Source organism: Micromonospora sp. NPDC002575 (genome assembly GCF_042889525.1).
GTDB classification, from domain to species: Bacteria; Actinomycetota; Actinomycetes; order Mycobacteriales; family Micromonosporaceae; genus Micromonospora; species Micromonospora carbonacea.
In genome coordinates this window covers 367,814-381,080 of record NZ_JBIARA010000001.1, presented here as the reverse complement: position 1 = coordinate 381,080, position 13,267 = coordinate 367,814, and the positions used below count along the sequence as shown (strand labels likewise).

The window sequence follows — 13,267 nt, the reverse complement described above, 5'->3', positions numbered from 1 at the left end:
CATTGTCACCCCGCCGGCCCCGGTCGGCACGCCGTCGGGCCTGGCGATCCGCCCGCCGTCAGTCCTCGGCGATCCGGCCGGCGTCCACCCGCACCCGCCGGTTGACCGCCACCGCGTCCAGCATCCGCCGGTCGTGCGTCACCAGCAGCAGCGTCCCCGGGTAGCTGGCCAGCGCCGACTCCAACTGCTCGATGGCCGCCAGGTCCAGGTGGTTCGTCGGCTCGTCGAGCACCAGCAGGTTCACCCCGCGCCCCTGCAACAGCGCCAGCGCCGCCCGGGTCCGCTCGCCTGGCGACAGCGACGCCGCCGTCCGCAGCACGTGATCGGCGCGCAGGCCGAACTTGGCCAGCAGCGTCCGCGCGTCCGCCGGCGACAGCTCCGGTACGGCCAGCCGGAACGCGTCCAGCAGCGGCTGCTCGCCGAGGAACAGCCCCCGGGCCTGGTCGACCTCCCCGACCACCACCCCCGGGCCCAGCGCGGCGTGGCCGGCGTCCAGCGGCAGCCGCCCCAGCAGTGCGGCGAGCAGCGTCGTCTTGCCGGACCCGTTCGCCCCGGTGATCGCCACCCGGTCGGCCCAGTCGATCTGGAGGGTCACCGGGCCGAGGGTGAAGCTTCCCCGGCGTACCACGGCATCGCGCAGCGCGGCCACGACGGCGCCGGCGCGGGGCGCGGCGGCGATCTCCATCCGCAGCTCCCACTCCTTGCGCGGCTCCTCGACCACCTCCAGCCGCTCGATCAGCCGTTCCGTCTGCCGGGCCTTCGCCGCCTGCTTCTCCGAGGTCTCCCCACGGTGGTGCTTGACGTTCTTGTCCCCGTCGGTGGCCTTGCGGCGGGCGTTGCGCACGCCCTTCTCCATCCAGGCGCGCTGCGTGCGGGCGCGCGCCTCCAGGCCGGCGCGGGTGTCGGCGTACTCCTCGTATTCGGCGCGGGCCTGGCGGCGGGCCACCTCCCGCTCCTCCAGGTACGCCGCGTAGCCGCCGCCGTAGTGGCGCACCTGCTGCTGGTGCAGGTCCAGCTCCAGCACCCGGGTCACCGTGCGGGCCAGGAACTCGCGGTCGTGGCTGACCAGCACCGTGCCGGCGCGCAGCCCGGTGACGAAGCGTTCCAGCCGGTCCAGCCCGGCCAGGTCCAGGTCGTTGGTGGGCTCGTCGAGCAGGAACACGTCGTAGCGGCTGAGCAGCAGCGAGGCCAGCCCGGCGCGGGCCGCCTGGCCGCCGGACAGGGCCGTCATCGGGTGGTCGAGGTCGACCATGAGCCCCAGCTCGGCGGCCACCTGCTCGGCCCGCTCCTCCAGGTCCGCCCCGCCCAGGCCCAGCCAGCGTTCCAGCGCCTCGGCGTACGCGTCGTCGGACCCGGCCGCCCCGGCCGCCAGCGCCTCGGTCGCCGCGTCCAGGGCCGCCTGAGCCGCCGTCACCCCCGTCCGGCGGGCCAGGAAGTCCCGCACCGTCTCCCCGGGCCGGCGCTCCGGCTCCTGCGGCAGGTGCCCGACGGTCGCGGTGGGCGGGCTCAGGGTGACGCTGCCGGCCTCGACGGGCAGCAGCCCCGCGAGGGTACGCAGCAGCGTCGACTTGCCCGCCCCGTTCACCCCGACCAGGCCGATCACGTCGCCCGGGGCGACCACCAGGTCCAGCCCGGAGAAGAGCAGCCGCTCCCCGTGCCCGGCCGCGAGATCCTTGACCACCATCGTCGCGCTCATCAGCACCCGAGCCTAACGACCGCGCTACGCGCGCAAGGAAGGGCACCTTGTTAACGCCTTTTGTATAGGAAGGGCCCCTTCCTAACACCTCGTCCGGCTGCAACTTCCTGTGGCGGAACACTCGCGGTCCGGCCGGTGTTGTGCCAGCGTCGGATCAGGTGCCGGCGCGAGACGAGGAGGTGGGTCGATGGACCTTCTGGCGGACTACCGACGGGCGACCATGTTCTTCGAGATGGGTGACGCGTCCGGGGCGGTGCGGCTGCTGGAGCCGATCGTCGAGGCCGAGCCCGGCAACTCCGCGGTGCGGCAGTTGCTGGCCCGCGCCTACTTCCAGACGGCGCAGCTCAACCGCGCCGAGGAGCAGCTGCGCGAGCTGGTCGACCGGGACCCGAGCGACCACTACGCGCACCACGTGCTGGGCCGGACGCTGGAGCGGATGAACCGCCCGGCGGACGCGCTGCGGCACCTGCGCATCGCCGCCGCGATGTACTCGACGAACACCGACTACACGACCGCGCTGCGCCGGGTGGAGAGCCGGGTCAGCGGCGGTCACTGACCGCGCCGCCGGGGGAGGGGCAATGCGCCCTTCCCCGGCACGCACCGCGTCGGGCCGGGCATCCCCGCGCGCTGATCAGTGGCCACGCCCCGCGCCGGAGGCGCGCCAGGGCCGGCGCGCCTCCGGCGCGACTCTTCGTAACTGTGCCCCCGAACCCGCCAGACATCTCGTCCCCCCTTTGCTCTGCACCCACCGACGCACACCCCCGCTGAGCTGGGAATACGCAAGCCTGCGTGGGGTGGCAGACCTGGTGGTCGCTCACGCTGGGTTGCCGTTGCGTACGTGGGTGCAGAGCAAAGGACGCGCGCTGGCGGTGGTGCCGCCGGGCTGGATCGCTCGCGTGGTGTCCCGCCGTGCTGCGGGCCTACCATGGGCTGCCATGGGAGTCGCGCAGGTGGTGGAGGCGGAATGAAGCTCAAGCTGGACCTGCACGACATCTTCAACAAGGGCCACGACATCGACCGCGCCCTGCGCGGGATCATGGACGAGGCGGTGGCGAAGAAGGCCACCCTCGTGGAGATCATCCCCGGCAAGGGCTCTGGCCAGCTCAAGAAGCGGGTCCTGCGCTTCCTCGACCAGAAGGACGTCAAGCAGCTCTACCACCGGGTAGAAAAGGACTCGAAGAACTTCGGCCGCCTCTTCGTCCACTTCCGCTGGAAGTGATCACGGAGTGGCGCGCTGCCCTGCCTGGGCGGCCCTACCGGACGAAGTCCGCTGCCAAAGGCTGAGAGGCGCGGCAGCGAAGAGGAACGCGCCCTGCGTGCTCTCGTCCGGCTGGTGCAGCACCTGAGCCTCGACGGCAAAGCCGGCGTCGCGGAGCCAGGCGCTGACCCGTTCGGGTGGCCGCCGCACCCGCTGGAACTGCCCGAGAACCGCCGGCGGGGCTCAGGTCGGGCATGGAGCCGACCTCGAACCGCAGGCCGGGATGGGCGCGCCGGGCGCGGTCGATCATGGCGGGCGCGAGGTCGATCCCGAAGGCGTCGACGCCGAGGCTGTGCAGGTGGGCGGTGATCCGCCCGGCTCGCAGCCGATGTCCGCCACCGGTCCCGCGCGCGCTGCCGGCCCGCACAGCTCCGCGAACAACGCCAGGATCCCTCGCGGCCGGCGTGGAGATATGAAGATCTTGGAGGATTTCGGCCCCTGAAGGGGCCGTTCCGCTCCAAGATCTCCCCAGTTCCGGGGCGCCGCCGGTGCCGGGCGGGCCCCGGCGAACCCCACCCCCTACAGCGGGTACGTGCGGGCCACCGCCAGCATCTCCGAGCTGTGCGAGCCGACCACCCCGACGTCCGCGGGACGGGGCCGGAACCCGGGGACGCCGTCCAGCCCGTCGCTGGCGTCCATCGCGCGCAGCGCCGCCGGCCCGACACCGCCGGCCAGCACGAGGGTGACCTCGATCCCCTCCGGCGGCGGGGCGTGGAACACGATGCCGAAGCCCCAGGGGGTGCCGGTGGCGCGTCCGCCGGGGACCGCCCGGCCGGCCACCACCGCCGACTCGACCTCGGTCGCGCCGTCGACGTGCAGGGTGAGCAGGCGTACGGGCCGCTGCGGCGTGACCCGCACCCGCACGGTCCGCTGTCCCGCAGACCTGGTGTCGGCGAGGACCTCCAGCTTCGGCGCGGGCAGGTTCGCCGCCTGCGCCGGCCCGGCCCGTAGTTCCGTGTCGCCGAGCCCGGGGAAGTCGGCGACCGGCCCCACCCCGTCGACGAACTGAGCCGTCCAGGGCTGGGGGTCGGTCTCGTGGCTGAGCCAGCGGGCCTGCCCGGTGCCGGCGTCGAGGGCGTACATCAGGTGGGTGGGCACGGGGTGGGCGGCGTCGAACCGGTCGACGGCGAGCCCGACCCCGGCGAACACCACCGCCGCGAGCCCGGCGGCGACGGCCGGGAGCGCGCCGGCCCGGCGGGCGCGGGCGGCGACCAGGCCGCGCTGGCCGCCGGCCTCGGGGTGCAGCAGGTCCACCACGGGCAGCGCGGCCAGCCCGAGCAGCACCGCGAACAGCGCGGCGACGCCGCCCATCGCCATGCCGAGCGCCGGGAACAACAGGACCACGGTCGGCAGCAGGATCACCACGGCCACCGCGCCGGCCCCGGTCGCCGCGAGCACGGGCCACGGGCCGTCGATCCGCACGGCGAGCGCGGTCAGCCCGGCCGCCGCGCCGGCCAGGGCGGGCAGGGTCGTCAGGTACGCCCCGCCGGGCGCCAGCACCGCGAGCACGACGCCGAGCACGGCCAGCCAGCCCAGCCCGCCGATCGCGAGGGCGGCGGGGCCGACCCGGCGGCGGGTCAGCGCGTACCAGGTGAACAGGGTCGCGGCGGCGAGCGCCACCACGGCGAGCCGGTACCAGGTGGGCCGGTACGGGTCGAGCAGCTCGGCGTAGCCGGGCCGGACGGCGGCGACGCCCGCCCAGAGCAACTGCGCGCCCAGCGGTGCGACGACGATCGGCGCCAGCCCCAGCGCGAAGCCGGCGGCGAGCCGCCCGTACGTGGTCCGACCCCGCCGCCGGGCGAGCCAGCCGAGCGCGGCCACGGCCAGCAGGGCGGCCACGGCCAGCGGGAGGACCAGCCAGCCGGGGTAGCGGGCCAGCCCGCCGGGGACGGGGAAGTAGGTGGCGTCGTGCCCGGCGTCGAGGGCCTTGAGGTCGGCGCGGCCGAACTCGCGGGCCAGGCCGAGCGCGTTGTCGCCGTGCTGCTGGAGGCTGGCCCGGTCCATCGCGGCGGGGGTGTCCAGCGGCGTGTGGTAGACCGCCCCGCCGTCGATGTACGCGGAGTTGAGCCCGACGAAGCCGGCCCGGTCGAGGAACGCGGTGAAGTCGGTGTCGTTGGGCAGCGCCCGGTAGATCTCCACGGCGAAGGAGGTGCCGACGGGGTGCGGGGCGGCCTGGCCGAACACGTCGACGAGCTTCGCGTTGTCCCGGGACGTCTCGAACATGATCACCGGGCCGGTCGAGCCGCGCGCCTCCAGGTTGAGCACGACCCCGCCGTCGGCGGCGAGCGGGTGGTCGGCGGCGAACGCGGACGCCCCGCAGAGGCACGCCTCCTCGGCGTCGGTGAGCACGAACACGACGTCGTTGCGGGGCCGGGGGCCGGCGGCCAGCGCGCGGGCCACCTCCAGGATGGTGGAGGTGCCGGCGGCGTCGTCGTTGCCGCCGGGGCCGGACTGCACCGAGTCGTAGTGGGCGACCAGGAACACCTTGCCGGTCGGGTCGGTGCCGGGCAGCCGGGCGACGACGTTGCGGACCCGGGCCAGGGTTGTCCCGGCGGCGGCACCGCTGAGCTGCCCGGCCTCCCGGGCGACGGTGTCCTGCACCGAGGTCTGCAGGCCGAGGCCGCGCAGCACGCCCTCCAGGTGGGCGCGGACCTGGTCGTTGGCCGGGCTGCCGGCCGGGTGCGGCCGGGCCGCGATCGTCTCCACGTTCCGGTACGCCCGGGCGGCGCTGAACTCGTCGGCGGGGGCGTCGGCGGGGCGCGGGGCGGGGGTGTCCAGGTCGTACGCGACGGTGCCGCCGACGGCGAGCAGGGCGGCGAGCGCGGCGAGGGCGGCGAGCGGGCGGCGGCGGGGCCGGGCCAGCGCCCGGTCGGCGGCGCGGGTGGGGGGCGGTGCGCCCACGGGGACTCCTCGGTGGTGGGGCCGGGCCGGGCCTCGGGGTGGTGGGCCAGGGGTGGCCACCATCCTGCACCGCCGGGGCCCGCGGCGGGACTCCGGCGGTGGCAGGCCGGGCCCTCGCGGGGCACTTGCTCCCTTTGTCCGCACCTGGTGGTGATCGGCGGCATCCCGGCCGTGCCGGACCCGTCGTGTTGTGTGGGAGCGTTGTCTAATACAGGATCAGCAGGGCACTCGGAAGGAGCCCGACATCACCAGCGATCTCCCGCGTCCCGGTGCGGTGACGCGGCCGCCCCGGGGGGCCGGCCCTGCCGGTTCCCCCGTCGTGCCGCGGGCGTTCCCGGCCGGCCACGGCCTGGGGCGTCACCCGGTGCTGCCGCCCGGCGAGCGGCTGCGGGTGCTGCTGGTCGAGGACGACGAGGGCGACGCCTTCCTGGTCGGCGAGTTGCTCGCCGAGACCAACTCGTCGATCGACCTGCTCGTCGCCACCAGCCTGAGCGAGGCCCGGCAGCGGGTGATGGGCGTCGACTGCGTGCTGCTCGACCTCGGCCTGCCCGACGCGCAGGGGCTGGACGGGCTGCGCCAGGTGCTGGAGATGTCCAGCGGCGCCGCGGTGTGCGTGCTGACCGGGCGCTCCGACGAGCACCTGGGCATCGTCGCGGTCGCCGAGGGCGCGCAGGACTACCTGGTCAAGGGCCAGGTCGACGGGGTGCTGCTGGCCCGGGCGCTGCGCTACGCGGTGGAGCGCAAGCGGGCCGACGAGAACGCGCGGCGGCTGCGCGAGGTGGAGCTGCGCCAGGCCGAGTCGGCCCGGCTGGAGCGCGGCCTGCTGCCCCAGCCGCTGATGTCGACCGACGAGGTGGCGGTGCACACGTTCTACCGGCCGGGCCGGCACGCGGCGCTGATCGGCGGCGACTTCTACGACGTGGTGCAGACCCGCCCGGACCGGGTGGACCTGATCGTCGGCGACGTCTGCGGGCACGGCGTGGACGAGGCGGCGCTGGGGGTGGAGCTGCGGGTGGCGTGGCGGGCGCTCGTGCTGGCCGGGGTGCCCGACGACGAGGTGCTGCCGGCCCTGGAGCAGGTGCTGATGAGCGAGCGCCGGCTCCAGGAGATCTTCGCCACCGTGGCCACCGCCCGGCTCGACCTGGCCGGCAACGCCGCCACGGTCCGTCTCGCGGGGCATCCGCCGCCGCTGCTGCTGTCGGGGGGTAAGGTCGCGCCGGTGCCGGCGCCGGGCGGCCTGCTGCTGGGCGTCCGCCCCCGCCGCCCCGTGGCCTTCGACCTGGAGTTCGACACCGATGACTGGTCCCTGTTGATGTACACCGACGGCCTGATCGAGGGGCGCGTCGGCGACGGCGACGAGCGGCTCGACGTCCCGGGCCTGACCGAGCTGCTGGGCGACCGGGACAATCTCGCCGTGCCGCTGGCCGAGCTGCCGGCGTGGCTGGTCGGGCGGGCCGAGCAGATCAACGGCGGCCCGCTCGCCGACGACGTCGCCATGCTCCTGGTGACCCGGGGCGGTGGCCGGTGACCGCACGCACCGCCGGCTGGACCCTGCGCCGCCGGGTCGTCGTGCTGCTCGCCGTCGTGGGCGTGCTGCTGGGCGCGTCGGTGGCGGTGGAGATCGCCGTGGCCGCGAAGAACCGCGACTACACCCACGCGGTGCTCGACCGCACCGGCCCGCTGCGCGCCCAGTCGCAGGAGCTGCTCAGCGTGCTGGTCGACCAGGAGACCGCGATCCGGGGGTACGCGCTGACCGGCGACCGCCGGGACCTCGAACCGTATGTCCAGGGCGGCGAGCGCGAGCAGCAGATCTACCGGAGCATGCGCGACCTGATCGGCGTCTATCCGGCGCTGGGCCGTCAGCTCGACACGGTCGAGGCGGAGGCCGGCCGGTGGCGCAGCACGGTCGCCGAGCCGGTGATCCGGACCACCGAGGAGCAGGGCACCACCGCCGGTCGGGCGCTGATCACGGAGGAGTCCCGGCAGCGCTTTGACGTCATCCGCACCTCGGTCGCCCAGCTCCAGGAGGGCATCCTCGTCGAGCGCGAGAAGGGCGCCGACAACATCTACCGCACCAGCAGCATGCTGGTGCTGCTGCTGGTCGGGGCGGCGATGGTGGTGGCGGTGGCCGGCGCCGTGCTGCTGATCTCGCTGGAGCGGATGGTGGTCCGGCCGCTGACGGGCCTGGCCGAGCAGGTCCGCGAGGTGGCCAAGGGCGACTTCCAGCACCGCATCACCGGGGCCGGGCCGCCGGAGTTCCTGCGGCTCGCCGACGACGTGGACGCGATGCGCCAGAAGATCGCCAAGGACCTGGCCGAGGTGCGGGAGGCCCGGGAACGCATCGAGTGGGTCAACAGCCAGCTCCAGAAGCAGGCCGAGGAGCTGGTGCGGTCCAACCGGGACCTGGAGCAGTTCGCGTACGTCGCCTCGCACGACCTGCAGGAGCCGCTGCGCAAGGTGGCCAGCTTCTGCCAGCTCCTGCAGCGCCGGTACGCGGGGCAGCTCGACGAGCGCGCCGACCAGTACATCGCGTTCGCCGTGGACGGCGCGCAGCGGATGCAGCGGCTCATCAACGACCTGTTGGCGTTCTCCCGGATCGGGCGGCTCACCACCGGCTTCACCGAGGTCGACCTCAACGAGGTCATGGGCGACGTGGCGGGGCAGACCGAGGCCGCCCGACAGTACGCCGACGGCGAGCTGACCTGGGACGCGCTGCCGACGATCCGCGGCGAGGAGCCGCTGCTGACGAACCTGCTGGCCAACCTGGTCAGCAACTCGATCAAGTTCCGCCGCCCGGACGTGCCGCCGCGGGTGCACGTCTCGGCGCGGCTGGTGGGCGACGAGTGGGAGATCAGCTGCCAGGACAACGGCATCGGCATCGAGCCGGAGTTCGCGGACAAGATCTTCGTGATCTTCCAGCGGCTGCACTCGAAGGACGCGTACCCGGGCACCGGCATCGGGCTGGCGATCGTCAAGAAGATCGTCGAATACCACGGCGGCCGGGTCTGGGTGGACACCGGCACCGCCGAGGGCACCGCGATCCGGTTCACCCTCCCGGCGCTGCCCGAGGACGTCGAGGCCGCCGCGCGGGCCGCCGAGCAGCCGCCCGCCGACGGGGCGACGGGCGACGGGGCGACGGCGGACGACGATCCGGCGACCGGTGGGTCGACGGCGAACGACGCGGCGGCCGGGACCGGCCCGGCGGAGGACGGCGCGCCGGCCGACCCGGCGACGCCGGCCGGCGACGGCGGGGTGCGGGTGGAGCTGCCCCGCCAGGGCGGCGCGCGGGCGGTGGGGACCGGCGGGGCCCCGGACAGCGACGGCACGAAGGAGGCGGTGGGATGACCGCGCCCGCAGACGGCAGGAGCCCGATCGAGGTCCTGCTGGTCGAGGACGACCCGGGTGACGTGTTGATGACCCAGGAGGCGTTCGAGGAGCACAAGCTCCGCAACCGGCTGACCGTCGTCTCCGACGGCGCGGAGGCGCTGGCCTACCTGCGCCGGGAGGGCAAGTACGCGGACGCGGTGACGCCGGACCTGATCCTGCTCGACCTGAACCTGCCCCGCCGGGACGGCCGGGAGGTGCTGGAGGAGATCAAGCAGGACGAGCAGCTCTGCCGCATCCCGGTGGTGGTGCTGACCACCTCCCAGGCCGACGAGGACATCCTGCGCAGCTACCAGCTCCACGCGAACGCGTACGTCACGAAGCCGGTCGACTTCGAGCGGTTCATCGCGGTGGTCCGGCAGATCGACGAGTTCTTCGTCAGCGTGGTGAAGTTGCCGCCGCGTGGCTGACCTCACCGACACCCTCGCCGACGACGTCGCCGAGCTGCTGCACCGCGCGGCGGCGGACGTCGTCCTGCCCCTGTTCCAGCAGCTCGACGACGCCGACGTGACGGAGAAGGCCCCCGGCGACCTGGTCACCGTCGCCGACCAGCGGGCCGAGGAGCTGATCAGCGCCGGGCTGCGCCGGCTGCGCCCCGGTTCCGTGGTGGTCGGCGAGGAGGCGGTCGCCGACGATCCGGCCCTGCTCGGCCACCTGCGCGACGGCGGGGACGTCTGGCTGGTCGACCCCGTCGACGGCACCGCCAACTTCGCCGCCGGGAAGCGCCCGTTCGCGCTGATGGTGGCGCTGCTGACCGGCGGGGAGCAGGCCGGCGCGTGGGTGCTGGACCCGCTGGGCGGGACGCTGGCCGTCGCCCGCGCGGGCCACGGGACGACGGTGAACGGCGCGCCGGTGCGCGTCGGCGACGCGGTGCCGCCGCCGGGCGAGCTGCGCGGCACGGCGATGACCCAGTTCCTGCCGCCGAAGCTGCGGCGGCGCGCCGAGGCCGGCGGGGAGCGCATCGGCGCGCTGCTGCCCGGCCAGCACTGCGCCGGCCGGGAATACCTCGACCTGCTCGTCGGCGACCAACAGTTCGTGCTCTTCTGGCGCACCCTGCCGTGGGACCACGCCCCCGGCGTGCTGCTGGTCCGCGAGGCCGGCGGGGTGGCCCGCCGGTTCGACGGCAGCGACTACCACCCGGCCGAGGACGCGCCGGGGCTGCTGGTCGCCGCGAACGAGCGGGTGTGGGCCGAGGCCCGCGAGGCGTTGATCCTCGACTGACGTTGGCGGGGGCATCCGGCGGGGCGTCCGCCGCCGCCCGGTCCGGTATCCTGACCGGCGGTCTCCGCCAGCGGGCCGCCGCCCGGCGTCGGTTGGGGGCCGCCGCGCGCCACCGGGAGCCGGTGGTCGAGGGAAGGGACGCCGCCGTGCCCAGGACCAGCCTCATCCGGCGTCGCGGCCGGAGGCCGCTGACCGTGCTGCTCGTCGCCGTGGCGCTGCTGCTCGGCGTGGGCGCGGTGCCCGCCGCCGCCGAACCCAACGAGGGCGGCACGAAGAAGCTCCGCGAGGCGCTGGAGTCCGCCGCCAAGGGGCACATCGAGGCCAAGGCGAAGCTCGACAACTCCAAGCGCCGCCAGCAGCTGCTCACCGCCCAGCTCAAGACCGTCGAGACCCGGCTGGTGGGGCTGACCGCGCAGGTCGGCGAGGTGGCCGCGCAGTCGTACCGGCTGGGGCGGGTGACCGCGCCGGCGCTGCTCATCCAGTCGGTGTCCCCGGAGGCGTTCCTGAACCGGGCCGTCGAGCTGGACGTGATGGCCCAGCGGGACAGCCGCCGGCTGCGCGAGCTGATCGACACCCGGGACGAGGCGAACCGCGCCAAGATCGCCATCGACGCCGAGGTGCGGGAGCAGCAGAAGCAGCTCGCGGCGCTGGCCAAGAAGAAGCGGGAGGCCGAGACCGCGCTCGCGGCGGTCAGCTCCGGCAGCGGCGCCGGGTTCAGCGGCGGCTCCGCCTCGGCCAGGCCGGCCCCGCGCAACTCCGACGGCAGCTGGCCGTCCGAGTCCTGCTCGGTCAACGACCCGACCACCTCCGGCTGCATCACCCCGCGCACCCTGCACGCCCTCCAGCAGGCCAAGGCCGCCGGCTACAAGCGGCACGTCTCCTGCTACCGCAGCGGCGGCAGCGGCGAGCACCCCAAGGGACGCGCCTGCGACTTCTCCGCCGCCACCAACGGCTTCAAGGACGAGACGGCCACCGGCGGCGACAAGGCGTACGGCGACAGCCTGGCCAACTACTTCAAGAACAACGCCAGCCGGCTCGGGGTGCTCTACGTGATCTGGTACCGGCAGATCTGGATGCCGAACACCGGATGGCGGGCGTACAGCGGCAGCGGCAGCCCCGCCGCCGACCACACGAACCATGTTCATCTCTCGATGTACTGACCCGGGGACCCAGCTTCGCTGCGTACCATCGCGACGGTGAGCAGCTCATCGTCGCCCGCCGCCGTGGCGCAGGCGCGGCCCGCGCCGCCTGACGCCCGCGCCCTGCCAGGCGGCCTCGCCGCGTTCCTGGTCTTCTTCTCCAGCGGGGCGGTGCTCGTGCTGGAGACCGTCGCGCTGCGCCTCGTCGGCCCGTACGTCGGGGTCACCCTCGAAGTGACCAGCTCCGTCATCGGCATCGCGCTCGGCGCGATCGCGTACGGGGCGTGGACCGGCGGCTGGCTGGCCGACCGGCGGGACCCGCGCGCCCTGATCGCCCCGGCGCTGGTGCTGGCCGGAATCGCCACCGCCGTCACCCTCCCCGTCGTGCGGTACGCGGGCGAGGTGCTGCGCGGCGGGGCGGCCAGCGCCGTGCTGCTGCTCACCGCGCTCGCCGTGTTCGTGCCGGCGGCGCTGCTCGCGGCGGTCACCCCGCTCGTGGTGAAGCTCCAGCTCGCCGACCTGCGCCGCACCGGGCAGGTCGTCGGCCGGCTCTCCGGCATCGGCACGCTGGGCGGCATCACGGCCACCCTGCTGACCGGTTTCGTGCTCGTCGCCGCGCTGCCCAGCAGCGTCATCCTGCTCGCCCTCGCCGTGCTGCTCGGCGGCACCGGGCTGGGGCTCGGCGCGTACCTGCACCGGCAGGGGCGCGCGGGGCTGGCCGGGGCGGGGGCGGGGCTGCCCGGTCCGGGCCGGGCCAAGGCCGTCCTCGCGGTGCTCGGGCTGGCCGGGGCGGGGCTGACCACCATCGCCCCGAACCCGTGCGACGTGGAGACGGCGTACCACTGCGCGTCGGTGGAGACCGACCCCGGCCGGCCGTCCGGGCGGACGCTGCTGCTCAACTCCGCCCAGCACTCGTACGTCGACCTGGCCGACCCCACCCACCTGGAGTACGCGTACACGCAGTGGATCGGCGCGGCGGCCGACGTGGCCGCCCCCGCCGGGCAGCGGCTGGACGCCCTGCACCTGGGCGGCGGCGGGTTCACCGTGCCGCGCTACCTGACCGCCACCCGGCCCGGCACCCACAACGCGGTCTTCGAGATCGACGGCGGCCTCGTCGAGCTGGACCGCCGGGAGCTGGGCGTGCGCACCGGCCCCGACCTGCGTGCCGAGGTCGGCGACGCGCGGGTGCTGCTCGACGCGGAGCCCGCCGACAGCCGGGACCTGGTGGTCGGCGACGCGTTCGGGCACCTCGTGGTGCCGTGGCACCTCGCCACCCGGGAGATGGCCGCCGGGATCAACCGGGTGCTGCGCCCCGGCGGCATCTACGTGCAGAACGTCATCGACTACCCGCCCGGCCGGTTCGTCCGCAGCGAGGTGGCCACCGTCGCCGCCGCGTTCCGGCACGTCGCCCTCGTCGCCCCGCCCGACGCGGTCGCCGGCCGGACCGGCGCGAACTTCCTCATCGTCGCCTCCGACGCGCCGCTGCCGTTGGCCCCGCTCGCGCAGCGGATCAACGCCCTGCCCGAGGCGGCGATCGTGCTCTCCGGCGACGTGCTGGCGTCCTTCGTCGGGGACGCGCTGGTGCTCACCGACGACTACGCCCCCGTGGACCAACTGCTCGCGACCGCCTGAACGGGTGAAACGCTGACCGATTCTGACCGCCCGGGG

Annotated in this window: 10 protein-coding genes; 8 read left to right on the top strand and 2 right to left on the bottom strand. The window is 74.8% G+C overall.

Translation table 11 applies throughout. The features are described from left to right. Positions 1 to 58: 58 nt before the first annotated feature. A complete protein-coding gene (locus ACFYWL_RS01755; RefSeq protein WP_386965902.1) occupies positions 59 to 1,696 on the bottom strand; it encodes an ABC-F family ATP-binding cassette domain-containing protein in 1,638 nt (545 codons plus the stop codon). A gap of 187 nt (positions 1,697 to 1,883) precedes the next feature. Here ACFYWL_RS01755 and ACFYWL_RS01750 point away from each other — a divergent pair, with 187 nt between their 5' ends. Together ACFYWL_RS01750 and ACFYWL_RS01745 are read left to right on the top strand one after the other, a co-directional pair. Next, positions 1,884 to 2,252, top strand: a complete 369-nt coding sequence (locus tag ACFYWL_RS01750) for a tetratricopeptide repeat protein (protein WP_386965899.1) — start codon at positions 1,884 to 1,886, stop codon at positions 2,250 to 2,252. Positions 2,253 to 2,660: 408 nt separating this feature from the next. Next, positions 2,661 to 2,915, top strand: coding sequence for a Smr/MutS family protein (locus tag ACFYWL_RS01745; RefSeq protein ID WP_013736060.1), 255 nt, complete (start codon positions 2,661 to 2,663; stop codon positions 2,913 to 2,915). Between the two features lie 558 nt (positions 2,916 to 3,473). Here ACFYWL_RS01745 and ACFYWL_RS01740 read toward each other — a convergent pair. Next, complete coding sequence (locus tag ACFYWL_RS01740; protein ID WP_386965894.1) at positions 3,474 to 5,855, bottom strand: M28 family peptidase; 2,382 nt, start codon at positions 5,853 to 5,855, stop codon at positions 3,474 to 3,476. Positions 5,856 to 6,174: 319 nt separating this feature from the next. Here ACFYWL_RS01740 and ACFYWL_RS01735 point away from each other — a divergent pair, with 319 nt between their 5' ends. From ACFYWL_RS01735 to ACFYWL_RS01710, 6 genes are all read left to right on the top strand, one after another. Continuing rightward, positions 6,175 to 7,383 (top strand): PP2C family protein-serine/threonine phosphatase, encoded by a 1,209-nt coding sequence (locus ACFYWL_RS01735; RefSeq protein ID WP_386965891.1) that lies wholly within the window; start codon positions 6,175 to 6,177, stop codon positions 7,381 to 7,383. Continuing rightward, entirely contained in the window at positions 7,380 to 9,200 is a 1,821-nt protein-coding gene (locus ACFYWL_RS01730) for an ATP-binding protein (RefSeq protein ID WP_386965888.1), read from the top strand. The genes ACFYWL_RS01735 and ACFYWL_RS01730 overlap by 4 nt, the downstream gene beginning before the upstream one ends. After that, positions 9,197 to 9,649 (top strand): response regulator, encoded by a 453-nt coding sequence (locus tag ACFYWL_RS01725; protein ID WP_386965885.1) that lies wholly within the window; start codon positions 9,197 to 9,199, stop codon positions 9,647 to 9,649. Before ACFYWL_RS01730 ends, ACFYWL_RS01725 begins: the two co-directional genes overlap by 4 nt. Continuing rightward, on the top strand, positions 9,642 to 10,460 hold the full coding sequence (locus ACFYWL_RS01720; protein ID WP_386965882.1) for an inositol monophosphatase family protein: 819 nt from the start codon (positions 9,642 to 9,644) through the stop codon (positions 10,458 to 10,460). Before ACFYWL_RS01725 ends, ACFYWL_RS01720 begins: the two co-directional genes overlap by 8 nt. Before the next feature lie 146 nt (positions 10,461 to 10,606). After that, complete coding sequence (locus ACFYWL_RS01715; protein WP_386965880.1) at positions 10,607 to 11,620, top strand: coiled-coil domain-containing protein; 1,014 nt, start codon at positions 10,607 to 10,609, stop codon at positions 11,618 to 11,620. Positions 11,621 to 11,656: 36 nt separating this feature from the next. Next, complete coding sequence (locus ACFYWL_RS01710; RefSeq protein ID WP_386965877.1) at positions 11,657 to 13,231, top strand: fused MFS/spermidine synthase; 1,575 nt, start codon at positions 11,657 to 11,659, stop codon at positions 13,229 to 13,231. Positions 13,232 to 13,267 lie beyond the last annotated feature (36 nt).